Raw genomic sequence first — 16673 nt, forward strand, 5'->3', positions numbered from 1 at the left:
GCATACAAAAAAGACCTCGTAAACAACAGTTTACAAGGCCTTCTCATTCGTTTCTATTACGCATTTTTAGAAACTACTTGTTCTCCTTTGTAAGAACCACATGTTGGGCAAACGCGATGCGGCATCATTGGTTCGTGACATTGTGGACAAGCTACATAACCAGGTACTTCTAATTTCCAGTTAGCACGACGACGATCTCGACGGCATTTGGAAAGTCTACGCTTTGGTACTGCCATTATCTGCACCTCCTTAACATAATCACTAGGTATTAATCATCATTTTCTTCCTTCAGCAATGTTCTTAGCACTGCTAATCGAGGATCTACCACAAAGGATTCACAAGAGCATGGTGAAACATTTTGATTAGCTCCACACTGAACACACAATCCTTTGCAATCATCCTGACATAACACTTGAGAGGGCTCATTGATGATTAATGTTTCCCGAATGGTCTCCGTTAGATCGATTTCTTCCCCATCGAAAGAAATCACATCACCGTCTCCACTGTTGGAATGTGTAACACCAAAAGTCTCTTCAAATGGAACAGTATGGGTATAATTAGTATCGGTTAAGCATCTTGAGCACTCATATTGTCCATTTGTTGTTATGGTACCATTCACCACATAATGTTGACCATCATAACGAAGCTCACCACTAATGGTTATATCATGACGGCTCCAAGGAAAAGCAGATACGTCACCAAGATCATCACCTGATGTCGTACATAGAAAAGGGACTACCCGTCCAATCTGTTCTTTTGCTTGCTCTACTTGCAGTTTCATAATTTTACCTCGACTATACTATTATAGCTACCTATACTATCTTTGTCAAATACTAGCCCTATATGTTGTTGAGTTTTCAGAAAACTCATACAAGACTTAGCAATTAACTCTCATGTGAAAAAGAGCTCTCCTATAGGAGAGCCCTTATGTATGTGGATTAATTTATCGAAAAATTAATTACATTTCTTCGAATTGGTCTTTACCAACCCCACAAACTGGGCAAAGGTAATCAGCTGGTTGATCTTCGAATTTAACGCCTTCAACAGCTTCGTCATAAACCCAACCGCATACTACGCATACGTATTTTTTATCCATTGTGTGCACCACCTTTCGTACTATAAGATTTGTCTCAGATACTTTATCTATAATCAGTATACCACTACAATCGAAAACTTTCAATCTATTCTCAATCATTTTCTATGTTATTTTTAGATACCTATTTGCAAACTACGCATAATAGGAACATATTGCATCATGATATCTACATTTAGCAAATCTACATCTATTACCATCGACGGCTCGCACCGCCACCACCAGAAGATCCACCGCCGAATCCACCGAAACCCCCACCACCTGAACGGCCGGAGCCACCACCTCGACTAGAAGCTAATACCCATAATAAAGATTGTGTAATAGCGCCACCAAATACAGTGAAGTCCAAAATGAGTAACAAGAGAATACCTCCACCTATAAGCAACATTTGAAAAGGCGTTAATCCCTCTACATTTTGTGTTTCATAAGTACGACTTCCGTCAATGGTGATACCGTACTCTTTAGCCGCTTCACCTACTAAGGTCGCATAGGTATTTACTACTCCTTTACCTAATTGACCTTGTTTAAAATACGGTATGGCATAGTCATCTAAAATTTGGCCCGCTTTGGCATCATTGATTGCACCTTCTAAACCATAGCCAACTTCAATACGCATTTGTTTATCTTTAAGGGCAATCAAGAAAAGAATACCATTATTTTTATCCTTTTCACCGACGCCCCAAGAACGAAACACCTTATTTGCATACTCTGTTACATCCTCACCATCTAAAGTAGAGATGATCAGAACCGCGATTTGAGCCTTTGTCTTTTGCTGTAACTCAAATCCCATACGGTTCATCTTCTGAACATCTTCTTTAGTCAAGGTCCGTGTTTGATCCAAAATATACCCATTTTTTGGTGGATTCGGTATATCTAGGGCAAAAGCAGATAGGTTACCCAGAAATAAGGCTATTGTTACAAATAAAACACTGAGAATAGTAGTCCATGTATATTTATTTCTCATCCTACCCCCTCATGAAAATACCCTTTTATATCGCACTATAACTTAATTCCTTGCAACGATACATAGTCATTGTAAGAACATATGTTAAAAGGATTAAAATTGCACTTTCGGTGCACTTTGCGCCCCTTGGTCTGCTTCAAAATATGGTTTCACCTGAAAGCCCATAGGACTAGCGATGATGGATGTAGGTAAGGTACGAATTTTCATATTATAGGCTTGTACACTGCCATTATAATCCTTACGTGCTACTGCAATACGATTTTCTGTACCTGCTAATTCATCTTGTAAAGCTCTGAAATTAGCATCTGCTTTTAAGTTCGGATAGTTTTCTACTACCACTAACAAACGACTTAGGGCGCTACTTAATTCTTGGTTCGCTTTCGCCGTTTCTTCTACTGTTTTGGCACCACCTAATTTTGCCCGTGCATCTGCCACTGCTTGAATTGTTTCTTTCTCATGGGTCGCATAACCTTTTACAGTATTCACTAAATTCGGAATTAAATCAGATCGACGTTGCAACTGCGTTTGCACTTGTGCCCATTGCCCATTGACTTGTTCTTCCGTTTGTACTAATCCATTGTAGGAACTAAATATCCAAATCAGAAGTACACCTACAATACCTAAACCAATTAACCATGACTTTTTCATAAGTCCTCCTTTACACTATAATTTTTATATACCTAATTTGCCATAATATATATGAGCTTTATAGGTAACTTTTTTAAGCCTAATAAACTCATATACAAGCATATCACTATTCTACGTTCATTAAAATACACATATGTATTGCTATCATTTTAATATCATATATGCACCATGTGCCACATATCTCTTAGTGATAAGCTTAGTTATATTATACATTGTTTTTATCATCTTTTACAGCAACTATATTTTTTCATTCCATTAAGCTATAATGAAAGCATGTTGAAAGCTCCAGTGATTTAAATAAAGGAATCACTATTCTATATAGGAGGAATTATGAAAACTAGTTTAACAGAATTATTAGGCATTCAATATCCTATTATTCAAGGTGCTATGGCTTGGACATCTGAGCACACCCTTGCGGCTGCAGTAGCCAATGCTGGTGCTACTGGTGTTATCGCTACAGGCGGTCGTGACACAGAATGGGTTCGCCAAGAAATCCGTCAATGCAAATCCTTAACTGACAAACCATTCGGTGTAAACTTAATGTTAATGGCACCTAACTTAGATGATATCTTAGCCGTTATCGTAGAAGAGAAACCTGCTTTCGTTACCTTAGGCGCGGGTAATCCTGTTCCTTTCATCGAACCATTACACGCAGCAGGTATCAAAGTAATTCCCGTAGTTCCAAATGTAAAATTGGCTAAACGTGTGGCAGCTGCAGGGGCCGATGCCATCATCATCGAAGGTCAAGAAGCAGGCGGTCATATTGGTACACAAACAACGATGGCCTTGCTAGAAAACGTTGTGCCAGAAGTTGATATCCCTGTGATTATCGCTGGCGGTATTGTAGATGGTCGTGGACTCGCTGCTGGTCTTACTATGGGTGCAGCTGGCGTTCAAATGGGCTCTCGTTTCATCTTAGCGGAAGAATGTAAAATGCATCAAAACTGTAAAGAAGCTATTATCAACGCTACAGATACTGACTCCACTGTGACAGGTCTTACTTTCAATCACGGAGTACGTGGTCTTAAAAGTGAGTTTACAGCTCGTTATTTAGAAGCTGAATACAGTTGTGCCCCTAAAAGTGAATTGACAGCTATGGCTATCGGTACAAATAAAAAAGCTGCCGTTGATGGAGATACTGTAAACGGCGTTGTTCAAGTTGGTCAAGGTCTGAACCGCTTAACACAAGTAGAGCCTGCCAAAACCATCGTAGAATCCGTTGTAGCAGAAGCAAAAGAAGCGATTAAAAAAGCACAACAGTTTATCTAAACCATACATATATCTTCTACTAGTATCATTTATACCATTTACATCCCCTTGGCTTAGTACCTTAACCCAAGGGGATTCATTAAATAACACTATCGTATACAAAATAATATAGGAGGTTTCTATGTTACCATTTAAAGGAAAATATCCAAAATTAGATCCAAAAAGTCACGCTATGCCAGGTGCTGAGCTTGCTGGCGATGTAGAACTAAAAGAATATGCCTCTGTATGGCAAAATGTATCTGCTCGCGGAGATGTCAATAAAATTGTAGTAGGCCGCTACTCCAATGTACAAGACAATTCTGTACTTCACGTAGACGATGACCACGCTTGTATCCTTGGTGACTTTGTAACCATTGGTCATAGTGCTATCATCCACGCCTCTACCCTAGAGGACCACGTATTAGTGGGTATGGGGGCTATCGTTCTTAGCCGTTGTCACATCGGCCGTGGCTCCATCATCGGTGCGGGCGCTCTCGTGCTAGAAGGCACAGAAATTCCACCCTACTCCCTAGTTGTAGGTAGCCCTGCCAAAGTCATCCGTACAGATGAAAAAATGATTGAAAAAATCCACAACCAAGCTGTGAAATACAAAACACTGTGGACTAAAGAATATGGATTTTTACCAGATGCTGATGGTGAAGTGTGGGATCCTAGCCAAACTATTGTATAAAACAATTCAATGAATTTTTATAAAAAGAGCTGTATAGTATTCCCTATACAGCTCTTTTAGTTCACTCTTTATCTCGTAATCGTGCATACCTATTGTCTTATAGTAGAAAATAAGTTACTCGACGTATCCTTATCTTTTCTAAAAAATCTATTATAATTATTTGACTCTCATACATATTTAATGTGAATATCAGTCAATGTAAAGCGGATATTTGACATTACAGTTCAAATATCCGCTATTTTATAATATTAATTTAGCTAGCTCATGTTATTCCAAATACAACACTACTTCTCCACTTTGCAGAGACTTTTGTATATCAATAATCCGTTGATTACTACTACCCCTAAATGCTAATCCTGGATCTCGTAAATCATCCACGAATTTCCCATCCACTAAGATATGGCACCGCTCTAGCAATTGTCGTTTATTAGGGCAAGCCAATATTTCTTCATAAGTATATCCCGAATAGACCCAAATTGGTTTCTGCGGTGCCACCTCTAATACTCTATCCACTAAGGGTACCAATCCGTCAATATTTTGAAACGGTTCTCCCCCTAGTAAGGTCAATCCACTGCATGCAGGCGCACTGACATAGGAAAGTAATCTCTCTGTATCTGATTCTGTCCACTCTTGGCCAGCAGAAAAGTCTTGATACTCTTCGTTAAAGCAATTATAACAACCATGAGTGCAGCCAGTAACGAATAAGGATGTACGAATACCTTCACCATTGGCAATATCATATTGTCTAAGCTGTCCATAGCGCATTGTACATCCTTCTTTCATCATCTTATTAAATATGCATTACTCGATCTTTAATTTCCTTCGTACGGCCTTCATTCCAAAAATTTTCCCCTAAATAACCGCAAGTTCTACGAATTACCGTCAAAGTATCGCGATTCGTATTGTGACAACGAGGACATTCCCATTGCACTTGATCATTAACGATAATCTCACCATCAAAGCCACATTCATGGCAATAGTCTGATTTTGTATTAAATTCCGCATAGGAAATAGTGTCGTAAATATACTGCATCATCGTCAATAAAGCAGGGATATTATTATTCATATTAGGAATTTCCGCGTAGGAAATGCATCCCCCAGTGGATAACCGTTGAAACTCTGACTCAAAGGCAAATTTATCAAACACATTGATTTCTTCACGTACATTCACATGATAACTATTAGTGTAGTATCCTTTATCTGTAATATCCGGAATCTCACCAAACCGAGCTCTATCAATGGAGGAGAATCGGTTGGTTAAACTTTCAGCTGGTGTACCATATAAAGCAAAACCGATATTATGAGTTTTTCTCCAAATTTCTGTAGCTTCATGCAATCGTTCCATTACTTTTCTAGCAAAACGATGACCCTCATCTGACGTATTGGATGTACCTACAATGAGCTTTGTCGCCTCATATAAACCGATATATCCCAAAGAAATCGTCGCATATCCACCTTCTAATAATGGTCGAATCGGAGCCCCTTTAGGAAGGCGTGCAATGGCTCCATATTGCCAGTGAATAGGAGATACATCACTGGTCACATCTTTCAATAGTTCATAGCGGAACAACAATGCTTTTTCAGCTAATTCTAAGCGTTTTTCCAAAATCTCAAAAAAAGCATCTTCCTTACCTTGTGCTAAAATACCAATTTGAGGTAAGTTAAGACTTACCACACCTATATTAAAACGACCATTAAATACATACTCACCTTGCTCATTTTTCCAAGGAGATAAGAAGGAACGACATCCCATAGGAGCAAATACATTACCTTCATAGATTTCTTTCATCTTTTTCGCAGAAATATAGTCAGGATACATGCGTTTCGCCGTGCATTGAGCAGCCAGTTCCGTCAAATAATAATATTCACTATTAGGATGTACATTATGTTCATCCAACACATAAATCAACTTAGGGAAGGCTGGTGTAATATATACATCTGCCTCATTTTTGATGCCTTGTATACGTTGTTTTAGAATTTCTTCATCAATTAAAGCAGCTTCTTTTGCTAGTTCACTGTTCGGATCGAAGTGCATAAACAATGTTACAAAAGGCGCCTGTCCATTCGTAGTCATTAAGGTGTTAATTTGATATTGGATAGTTTGAATCCCATCTTTTACCTCTTTTTTCGTCCGTTGCCAAGCAATTTCCTCTGCCTTTGCTGCATCTGGAGCCATACCATACACTTCGACCTGCTCTTGTAATGTTAACTCTAAATATTTATCATAGGATTTTCTTACATAAGGCGCCAAAATACGATCAATCCCATTAATGCTTTGACCTCCATATTGGCCAGATGCAACCTGTGCAATAATTTGTGTAGTTACCGTACATGCTACTTGAAATGACTTTGGTGTATCAATACGTTTACCATTGATAACAGTCCCATTTGTTAGCATATCTTCTAAATTCACTAAACAGCAATTGAACATAGGTTGGATGATATAATCCATATCATGAAAATGAATAGCACCGCTGTCATGAGCTTGTACGATATCTGTAGGAATTAGCTTTCTACGTGCAATATCTTTACTCACTTCTCCAGCAATTAAATCACGTTGTGTGGATACAATAGAAGCATCTTTATTGGAGTTTTCATCAAGAACTGCTACATTTGATTTATTCAATAAGCCAAATACATCTTTATCTGTGGTATTCTCTACACGCTTGAAAGCTTGTACTGCTTTATAATTTTCATAGGCTCGAGCCGTTGCAGGATTATTATTTTCCAGTAGTTTATAATATACTTGATCTTCAATAGCATAGATTGTAATATTGCGTCCCATTTTTTCTGCATAAGACTCAATTTCATTAGCAATTTGCAAAGCCAATCCAGGCGTATATACACCTGTACTACTATGCATAGCTTTTTCTATAGCAATAATAATTTTTTCTTTATCAAAATCAGCAATAGTACCATCTCTTTTTATCACATGTATCATAATACAGCCTCCTATATACTAATTACACCGCACATAATAAACTATACGGTATATTAGATTTAGTATGAATCATACAAACAATGCATAAGCAAAAAAATTAACATATGCGGTGCACATTTAAATCAAAATATGGACATATAAAAAGAGCAATTTCTGCTCTATCCATACTGTATCTACACATGTAGAAAATTCGTACTGCTTTTTTAGTGTATAGTCATTTTATAAGCACTGAAACAATTAATCGTTTTTTCAAATGCTTAGTAACCTGTGTAACAATCAAATATATAACTTTGTAGATTACCACTATTTTGTACCCTTTATGGATATCACTAGATTCAGTTTACAACATATTGTAGTTTATTTCAACAAAAACCACTATATCATGTATACCAATTAGATATAGTAAACTTGTAAAAATAGGAGAATCCTCTACTTTTACACATTTATATTCATATTTTCTTACCTGAATTGCCTAGGTAAAAGACTTTTAAATAATGAGTAATTGATATGGGAGGTCAGTTGACATCCTTACACAACAAAAGCGACCAAATCCAAAAGGATTTGATCGCTATTCTACTTAGATAACTAGAATTTAATTTTCGTAGCAATCCAGGCAGATAGAATTGCTTTTACAATATCACCAATGATAAATGGATAGAACAAAATTCCTAAGGCTTTTTGTAATCCATCAGCAGTGAATGGTATATTTGCAACAGACATGAAGTACGGCACTGCCGCTACATAAGTAATCACAATACTTACTACTGTAGCTACTACAGCATATCTAAGAAAACTTTTTTCTGTTCCCTTTAAGCAACTAACTGCAGTATAGGCAATAGGCCAAATCAAAATAAACCCACCTGTAGGACCTAGTATTTTTCCCATACCACCAGTAAATCCAGTAAATACAGGTAATCCAACTGCTCCTAATAATACATAGACTAATAAAGTCAAAAATGCCTGCTTTGGTGGCAATATCAAGCCAATCAAACATAATGCAATGGTAATTAAGGAAATCATTCCCACACCCATGGGGTTCGGAACCGACAATTGTGCCATTACACAGGCTAATGCCACTAACAAAGCCATTTTTGTCAAATCTCTAGTCTGTAACATTTACTAACTCCTCTTCATAAATCCATTTGCAGTGTGCACGCCCACCATGAGTTCCAACTAGTTCGCACTCACCAATTTGCGTATGCTTCTCTGAATGGATTATAAGCTTTTCTACAGAAATAACATCTCCACCATAAAATGGTGCAGAAAACGTAATATCTAATTGAAGTAACATTGCTTCATCTAACACATGATGTGCCATATGTGATAAAACCATTAATTCAGGTACTACTGGTACCTCTTCCCGATAGATGGAATTATCATCTTGAATAGCCTCAACAAACTCAAGTATAGATTCAGGTGTAAACACGAATTTTGTTCTTGTTCTATCTTTTAATTCACCTGGCCAAACCTTTGGCATTTCCCCCAATGAAACTTCATCATGGTGGCTCCTTTCGGAGTCAAACCGTTCTAACATCGTGGACACTAAAGTGCCTTTTGAATTACAAACAGTCACTATATGTTCTTGCTTTCTTGGGGTATAGTTAATTTGTAACTGTGGTGATCTTGTAGTTCGTTTATATTGTACATTACGTACAATCACGGTATTAGGAATTTCCCTTACACTTGTCAAGCCCTTACATAGTGTATGCATAGTGCCTCCTCCCCATGATATGGGTATACTGGATCTTACAAGCTTACATGATTCTTACATTCTGTTACACCTTTATTATAATTAATCAAGTTCAATATAGTCAACCTATTTTTCAAATTATTTGTTAACATATACTGATTAACTGTTCACATTTATCACATAAATAAATTAAAAGGACTGCAATACAAAGTAAACTACTATGTATTACAGTCCTAATATATTATCTACTATTTTTCAACAGATATCACTCTTTTCAATTAGAAAGAATAACCTACACCTGCATGCAAGCCTTTTACATCTGTTTTGTTTTGATTCATACTGTATTTATCATATTGATAATATACATTTAAATCAACATCTGGACGCAACCCATAAGAAGCGCCTAATTGATAGGTTCCTTTAATATCATTTCCGAAACCGATTTTAGCAAAACCTTCAATTTTATCAGCTAATTGAGTATGCCCAATCACACCTGCTTGGTATCCAAAACCACTTTGTTTAGGTCCCATATCTACATATGTACCAGCACCGTAGATATTTACATTAGGATGTACTGCATAGGCCCCTGCTAATTGATGATCTTTAATATCTGCGCCGGTGTGACGAACTTTATTAAAAGAATATTGTGCAGCTAATGTATCAGATACGCCTTGTTGTGCTGACACACCAAAACCATCTTTGCGTTTTGTATCTTGTGCTGTTTTTTTAGATAAAGAATACTCTGCGGCCACTTTTGTTTCGCCTACATTAATATTAGTTACAGGCACCGCAGCTGCAAATGCAGAGGCACTAAATGCGGCTAATACCGCTGTGGCTACTAAAACTTTTTTCATAATATCCTCCTTATATGAGAATTTTATCGTTTCATGAAAGCTGGTACTTCTGGAGAGTTACCTGTAGCTCCAAATGGGCTTTTACGAGCAAATCCATTAGTAGAACCTTGATCACCAAAACCTGTAGCAACAACAGTGATAAACACTTTGTCCCCTACGTTTTCATCAATAACAGAACCGAAGATAATATTTGCTTCTGGGTCCGCTGCTTCAGAAATAATTTCTGCTGCTTCATTGATTTCAAATAAGCTTAACTCTTCACTACCAGTAATATTTAACAAGATTCCTTTTGCACCGTCAATGGAAGTTTCCAATAATGGGCTATTGATTGCTTGTTTAGCAGCATCTACAGCACGGTTTTCACCTTCACCTACACCGATACCCATCAATGCTTCACCTTGGTTTGTCATGATAGTTTTTACGTCAGCAAAGTCAAGGTTGATTAAACCTGGCTTTGTAATTAAGTCAGAAATACCTTTGATACCTTGACGCAATACTTCATCAGCTGTTAAGAAAGCATCTTTTAAGGAAGTTTTACGGTCAATAATACCCAATAAACGGTCATTTGGAATTGTAATAATTGTATCAACTTTACCAGTTAATGCTTCAATACCACGTTCAGCTTGTTCTTTACGTTTTTTACCTTCAAAGCCAAATGGTTTTGTTACAACACCTACTGTCAATGCGCCAGCTTCACGTGCACATTCTGCTACTACTGGAGCTGCACCAGTACCAGTGCCACCACCCATACCAGCAGTTACGAATACCATATCAGCACCTTGCAATGCTTTTAAAATATCTTCACGACTTTCTTCTGCAGCTTCACGGCCTACTTCTGGGTTAGCGCCCGCACCAAGACCTTTAGTAGCTTTTTCACCAATTTGAATGCGAACAGGTACATTTGTACCATCTAAGGCTTGTGTTTCAGTATTAGCTACTAAGAAATCAACATTTTCCAAGTCGCTACCGATCATGCGAGATACGGCATTTCCACCGCCGCCACCAACACCAATTACTTTAATTTTTGCGAACTCTGACATCGAATGATCCTCCTCTTTACTAGAGATATATTTCATATTATTGTTACTATGACATTATATTACTAGTCTATCTTATCATTATAATTTGCTTTTATTTTACAATATATTTTATATTTTTTCAATGAAAGTCAAGAAATGACTTTATTTTTTCTATGTATGTAGTCGTTTTGTTAATAATAATCTACGTATAGCTGCCGTATTTTGAAACAGTCGCAACCCAAATGAAATCAATGCTACATAGTATAAGTCTATACCCACTGCATTGCCTAAGAATACTAAGACCGCAGCTAGTAAGGAATTAGAAAAGAACCCCGTAATAAAAATAGATAATTGAAAAGTTCTTTCAATAGCTGCTCTAGTGCCGCCAAAAACAGAGTCTAATGCTGCTAATAGGGCGACAGAAGTATATTTTGCATACGATACAGGCACATCAAAAGGGCTTATGATTCCAATAGCAACCCCTAAGACTAAGCCCCCTAGAATCCATACATATACCATCATTGTCCTCCCTTCACTTTGATGTAATTTTGTTTCATTGTTCCATCATAAGCAGGGACTGTTATATGAGCTTCATCTTGAATTTTTACTTCAATCCCCCAATATTTGAGAGACTCCACCACTCCACCGCGCATGGTCAAAGAGGAGTGTAATGTTTTAGTATCACCAATAGCTTTTATAATAAAAGGAGGAGCAAAAATCTTTCCATTCACGGTAATCGTAGGACCAGAACAACGTATTTCTGATGTTCCTATTAGCCGTTGATCATTAATAGAGATTGCCTCTGCACCAGCTGCTCTTAGTTCATTTACAATACGCAACATATCTTCATCATGAATTAAATATAAATTTGGGTTTTCTCCATCTTTTACGGGAGTCTTACTATCCGTTATTGTTAAGACAACTCCGGGTCCTTCTACATCGACTAAGGAAGCCCTAAGAGATAATACTCTATTTTCTTCTTTAATTCCCTCTAAACTTCCTTCTTCTTTCATAGTAGCAATTTGCTTTCTTAGACCTGCTCGTTCTTCTTGAAGTGAATTAATCTTTAAGGCTAATTCTCCACTTCTTTGCAAGTTTACATTGCCTTCCGCAATGATTTGTGTCATTTTATACTGCGTAACAAGCATAACTCCTACAATCATACTCACTGCAGCTATGGCTATTCGCCCTTGTTTCAACTTTATGCTCCTTTATTGTGTTTTAATAAAAGGGGTTTTAATATTAACATCAATATATTCAGCATTGACATGGCGCTGTGCAATATCTACTAGCATATCTGTCGTTATTTTTGCTTTTTCTTCTAAATTGTTTTGATCACCAATATGAATTGGCAACCCATCAACTGTATAGGCAATGATTTTTTCAGCATCACCTACATTAATTTCACCAATTTGTTTGCGCTTATCCTCAGTGAATGCTTCCATATATGCAATAGCTACTCGAATACCCTCTGCTTCTATAGTATCACCTAATAATGCATTTCCTAAACGAACGCCTGAAATAATAGGAACTGTAGTATCTGGAATAGTAGGGCTACTAGCAATAACCATCCCCTGTCTATCCAATGCTACAAATCCAAATTGTGATGGTACTACAACTACGGCTTTACGAGCTTTTATATCAACTTGCAATGTCAACGGTAAGGCATAGGACACATGCGCAGTATCTACCCTCATATCTTTTTGCAATCGTTCTTCTAATGCACCTGTTCGTACGCGCAAAATATTGACTGGGTATCCTAAATCACCAATAGCTACCACATCTTCCGAAGTTAATTGTTCTGTTCCATTAACCTGAATTTGCCCAATAGGTAATGGTAATGTAAAAATACCAATTAAAATGAATGCTCCTACTACAATTTTCCAAATTGCTGGTTTGGATCTTCGTGTCGGTTTTTGTTTTCGTCTACGTCGTACACGTTTAGGCCCTTCAGGCGTATCTATAGTGACAACTTCCCAAGGATTATCTTCCTCTTCTATAGGATGGATTGGCCTTTCACTAGTTGGATGTTCCCTATATGGAGGCACTCTTTGTCCTCTCTGTTCTTGAAATCCATTTACATTCATAGCTACTCCTAAAATTTATGCAATCCAGCTGAATGAAGAATTTGTTCGCACAATTCAGGAAATTCAATTCCTATAGCTTTTGCTGCTTTAGGTACTAAAGATGTAGCCGTCATACCCGGTACTGTATTATATTCCAGTACAAACATGTCATCTGTGCTGTTCATCATAATGTCCACACGAATGACACCGGCGCATTGCATTTGTTGATATACAGCTTCGCCAATGCGTTGCATAGTAGCAGCTTGTTCTTTTGTAATTGGTGCTGGCACTAAATAATCCGTAGCACCAGTTGTGTATTTAGAAGCATAATCATATTCACCAGAATGTGGTCGAATTTCAATCACTGGTAAAGCTTTACCATCTAATACAGATACAGTAAATTCTCTACCATCTACAAATTCTTCTACTACGATGACATGGTCTATGTCTAATACTTGTTTTACTTCTGCATCAACAGTGGCTTCATCTTTAATAATCGCTACACCAATACTAGAACCTTGACTAGCTGCTTTGACCACAAATGGCACTTTAAAGTTAGCGTGAATATCTTCTAGGATTGCATCCACAGATTCTAATTGATTATCATAGGATTTTGAATTTGCTGTGGGAATCTGAGCCCCCAAAAATACATGCTTGCTCATTTTTTTATTCATACCTACAGCATGAGCCATAACACCGGAGCCTGTATAAGGAATACCTGCCATTTCAAGGGCCCCTTGCAAGGCTCCATCTTCACCATATTTGCCATGAATCGCATTAAATACAACATCACAATTTAAATTTTGTAAATCTTGTACTACTGTACTAGGATTGCATTCTAATGTTGTAGCTGCATACCCTTTGCTTTGTAATGCTTCTGCAATAGCCGTAGCCGTCCTTCTAGATACATCAGCTTCTTTTGATGGTCCTCCCATGAGGACAATAATACGTTTATCCTTCACTTTATTTTTCCTCCAATAAAGCTAATAATTTAGGTCCAAATTGATTAATATTACCTGCCCCCATAGTGATGACTAAATCATTGGGTTGAACATACTCTAACACAGTTTGTGGCAAGTCATTTACATCTGCCACATAATGAATCTCTTTACCTGTCAATTCTTTAATCATCAATGGAATAGACATACCATCAATCCCCGCCTCAGGTTTTTCACCAGCACTATAAATATCTGTAATGAAAACTAAGTCAGCTTCTTTAAAGGCGGTCCCAAATTCACGCAGCAACAGCTTTGTACGACTATACCGATGTGGTTGGAATAAAATCACAACACGATGATCTTCCAAAGATTTTGCCGCTTTAATTGTGGCTGCAATTTCTGTAGGATGATGTGCATAATCATCTACAACCCAAACATCTTTTACATGCCCTTTTGTCTCAAAGCGACGCTTAGCTCCAATAAATTTACGCAATGCTTGAGCAGCTACTTCAAAGGAGATTCCTTCTCCCAAAGCTACTACAAGTGCTCCTAGTGCATTCAACGCATTATGTTGACCTGGTACCGCTAATCGTAACGTGCCTAGTACGGCATCTTTATGGACTACTTCAAAGGTAGTAATCCCTTGTTCAATACGTAAGTTGTCAATGCGATAATCGTTGCCTGCTCCTAAACCATAAGTAATACATTGACGTTTAATATCTGGCATAATCCGTCGAATCGAAGGATTATCACCACATACCACAGCAATACCATCTTCTGGTAACTTCATAGAAAACTCTGTGAAAGCTCGTAATAAGTTTTCTACCGTTCGATAATGGTCCATATGGTCATTTTCAATGTTCGTGATCACAATGCGTTTAGGATTTAAATGCAAGAAAGACCCATCACTTTCATCAGCTTCAGCGATACTATATTTACCTTTACCTACATGGCTACTACCATTTAAATAATCAACTTCTCCACCAATGATGATGGTTGGATCTTGGTTTGCTTCCATAAAAATTTGCCCAATCATAGACGTAGTTGTAGTCTTACCATGCGCACCAGCAACAGCAATGCCATAGGTTTCATCTAACACTGCTTTCACTACATCAGAACGGTGTAAAATTGGAATGTTTCGTTCTCTAGCCCCTAGAATTTCAGGATTATCATCATTGATAGCAGTAGAGCGGATGACCACATCTACTCCTTCTACATGTTCAGCATCATGCCCCATAAAAATAGTAGCCCCTGCCTGTCTAAATTTTTCTGTAATAGCAGATTCTTGAATATCGGAACCAGATACAATAAACCCTTTTTCAATCAATACATGTGCAATAGCACGCATGCCAGAGCCTGCAATTCCGATTAAATGTATACGTTGATAGGTATCTAACATAGAGATACTCCTTCCTATAATCTCTTAATGGATAGAGCCAATGTAGCAATTTCTATAGCTGCCTTAGGCTTTCCTAATTGTAATGTAGCTTGGGCCATGCGTTGGCGACATTCTTGATCCTCTAGCATAGCATCTACCGATTGTAATAATCTTGTACCATCTAATTCTTTATCTACTATCATCGTAGAAGCACCTGCCTCTACAAATGCTTTTGCATTGAAAGTTTGATGGTCAGCAGCTGCATAAGGGTAAGGAATTAAAATAGATGGTATACCACGTACAGCCAATTCTGCCAAGCCAATTGCTCCTGACCGGAAAATAGCCATATCTGATGCAGCCATGGCCATATCCATATTGTCTAAGTAAGGGACAATATGTGATGTTGGGCTGTAAACTTCTCCCTCTTGTATACCTAAGCTTTCACAAACACGACTGTATTCATCAGTTCCTGTAGCATGAATAATTTTAATATCCTCTCTATCTTTATAATGTTCATGGACAGCTAGCATAGCCTTATTAATACTCCGTGCACCACGGGATCCACCAGCTACTAAAATAGCTGTTTGTGTTTCTTGTAAGCCAAAATACGCCCTAGCTTCTTCTCGATTTGCAGTCACCACATTGGGGCGCACAGGGTTCCCTGTATACACTACTTGCTTTGCATTAGGAAAATGTGGAGTCGCTTCTTCATATCCTACCGCTACCACATCTACAAAGCGACTTAAAATTTTATTCGTTATGCCTGGCACTACATTTTGTTCTTGAATTAATGTAGGAATTCCACGCAAAGCAGCTGCTAATAATAGAGGGCCACATACATAGCCACCAGTACCAATCACAATATCTGGTTGAAACTTAGATATTAAGCGATTCGCTTTCCATAAAGACGATATCGTTTTTCCTACAGTAACCAATGTATCTAAAGATAATGTACGCTGTAAACCTTGCACTGGCAATGTGGTAAATGGAATTCCTTCTTTAGGAACAATGCGGGACTCAAGGCCTCTTTCAGTTCCTACATAGAGAAAGTTAGCATCTACCATTGTTTCTAATGTTTTATAAATCGTGAGGGCTGGATAAATGTGTCCTCCAGTACCGCCACCTGAAATCATGATATTCATG

19 protein-coding genes are annotated in these 16673 nt (G+C 37.8%); 2 read left to right on the plus strand and 17 right to left on the minus strand.

Annotation, left to right across the window (positions count from 1 at the left end; genetic code table 11):
• Window positions 1–56 precede the first annotated feature (56 nt).
• The 5 genes from rpmF to EO113_RS02115 form a co-directional block, all read right to left on the minus strand.
• A complete protein-coding gene (gene rpmF, locus EO113_RS02095; protein WP_009354192.1) occupies window positions 57–236 on the minus strand; it encodes a 50S ribosomal protein L32 in 180 nt (59 codons plus the stop codon).
• A 32-nt stretch (window positions 237–268) separates the two neighbouring features.
• Window positions 269–781 carry a DUF177 domain-containing protein gene (locus tag EO113_RS02100; protein ID WP_009354204.1) on the minus strand — a complete coding sequence of 171 codons (513 nt, stop codon included), beginning with the start codon at window positions 779–781 and terminating at the stop codon, window positions 269–271.
• A 177-nt stretch (window positions 782–958) separates the two neighbouring features.
• Window positions 959–1096: a rubredoxin gene (locus EO113_RS02105; protein ID WP_009354175.1), complete on the minus strand. Its 138-nt coding sequence runs from the start codon at window positions 1094–1096 to the stop codon at window positions 959–961.
• A gap of 190 nt (window positions 1097–1286) precedes the next feature.
• Complete coding sequence (locus EO113_RS02110; RefSeq protein WP_127135433.1) at window positions 1287–2057, minus strand: YgcG family protein; 771 nt, start codon at window positions 2055–2057, stop codon at window positions 1287–1289.
• Between the two features lie 93 nt (window positions 2058–2150).
• The gene (locus EO113_RS02115) at window positions 2151–2705 is read right to left on the minus strand and encodes a LemA family protein (RefSeq protein WP_009354181.1); all 555 of its coding nucleotides are present in this window, start codon (window positions 2703–2705) and stop codon (window positions 2151–2153) included.
• A 330-nt stretch (window positions 2706–3035) separates the two neighbouring features.
• Between EO113_RS02115 and EO113_RS02120 the strand changes: the two genes are divergently transcribed.
• Window positions 3036–3974, plus strand: a complete 939-nt coding sequence (locus EO113_RS02120) for a nitronate monooxygenase (RefSeq protein ID WP_127135434.1) — start codon at window positions 3036–3038, stop codon at window positions 3972–3974.
• A gap of 121 nt (window positions 3975–4095) precedes the next feature.
• On the plus strand, window positions 4096–4644 hold the full coding sequence (locus EO113_RS02125) for a gamma carbonic anhydrase family protein (protein WP_126940236.1): 549 nt from the start codon (window positions 4096–4098) through the stop codon (window positions 4642–4644).
• 267 nt (window positions 4645–4911) lie between these two features.
• Here EO113_RS02125 and nrdG read toward each other — a convergent pair whose 3' ends face one another.
• From nrdG to murG, 12 genes are all read right to left on the minus strand, one after another.
• Window positions 4912–5409, minus strand: coding sequence for an anaerobic ribonucleoside-triphosphate reductase activating protein (nrdG, locus tag EO113_RS02130; protein WP_127135435.1), 498 nt, complete (start codon window positions 5407–5409; stop codon window positions 4912–4914).
• Between the two features lie 25 nt (window positions 5410–5434).
• On the minus strand, window positions 5435–7585 hold the full coding sequence (gene nrdD, locus EO113_RS02135) for an anaerobic ribonucleoside-triphosphate reductase (protein ID WP_127135436.1): 2151 nt from the start codon (window positions 7583–7585) through the stop codon (window positions 5435–5437).
• A 585-nt stretch (window positions 7586–8170) separates the two neighbouring features.
• On the minus strand, window positions 8171–8701 hold the full coding sequence (locus EO113_RS02140; protein ID WP_009354182.1) for a biotin transporter BioY: 531 nt from the start codon (window positions 8699–8701) through the stop codon (window positions 8171–8173).
• Entirely contained in the window at window positions 8688–9296 is a 609-nt protein-coding gene (locus EO113_RS02145) for a hypothetical protein (protein ID WP_127135437.1), read from the minus strand. The genes EO113_RS02140 and EO113_RS02145 overlap by 14 nt, the downstream gene beginning before the upstream one ends.
• Window positions 9297–9553: 257 nt before the next feature.
• A complete protein-coding gene (locus EO113_RS02150) occupies window positions 9554–10129 on the minus strand; it encodes an outer membrane beta-barrel protein (protein ID WP_127135438.1) in 576 nt (191 codons plus the stop codon).
• A gap of 23 nt (window positions 10130–10152) precedes the next feature.
• Complete coding sequence (gene ftsZ, locus EO113_RS02155; RefSeq protein ID WP_062402999.1) at window positions 10153–11169, minus strand: cell division protein FtsZ; 1017 nt, start codon at window positions 11167–11169, stop codon at window positions 10153–10155.
• Between the two features lie 150 nt (window positions 11170–11319).
• A complete protein-coding gene (locus EO113_RS02160; protein ID WP_062403002.1) occupies window positions 11320–11670 on the minus strand; it encodes a small basic family protein in 351 nt (116 codons plus the stop codon).
• Window positions 11667–12347: a DUF881 domain-containing protein gene (locus EO113_RS02165; protein WP_127135439.1), complete on the minus strand. Its 681-nt coding sequence runs from the start codon at window positions 12345–12347 to the stop codon at window positions 11667–11669. Before EO113_RS02165 ends, EO113_RS02160 begins: the two co-directional genes overlap by 4 nt.
• A gap of 12 nt (window positions 12348–12359) precedes the next feature.
• Complete coding sequence (locus tag EO113_RS02170) at window positions 12360–13235, minus strand: cell division protein FtsQ/DivIB (RefSeq protein ID WP_062403005.1); 876 nt, start codon at window positions 13233–13235, stop codon at window positions 12360–12362.
• Between the two features lie 8 nt (window positions 13236–13243).
• Complete coding sequence (locus EO113_RS02175; protein WP_126940229.1) at window positions 13244–14176, minus strand: D-alanine--D-alanine ligase; 933 nt, start codon at window positions 14174–14176, stop codon at window positions 13244–13246.
• Window position 14177: 1 nt separating this feature from the next.
• Window positions 14178–15551 carry a UDP-N-acetylmuramate--L-alanine ligase gene (gene murC, locus EO113_RS02180; protein ID WP_127135440.1) on the minus strand — a complete coding sequence of 458 codons (1374 nt, stop codon included), beginning with the start codon at window positions 15549–15551 and terminating at the stop codon, window positions 14178–14180.
• 14 nt (window positions 15552–15565) lie between these two features.
• Window positions 15566–16672, minus strand: a complete 1107-nt coding sequence (gene murG, locus EO113_RS02185; RefSeq protein ID WP_127011072.1) for an undecaprenyldiphospho-muramoylpentapeptide beta-N-acetylglucosaminyltransferase — start codon at window positions 16670–16672, stop codon at window positions 15566–15568.
• Window position 16673 lies beyond the last annotated feature (1 nt).

Origin of the sequence: Veillonella sp. 3913 (assembly GCF_003992235.1) — a bacterium.
In the GTDB taxonomy this organism is placed as follows: Bacteria; Bacillota; Negativicutes; order Veillonellales; family Veillonellaceae; genus F0422.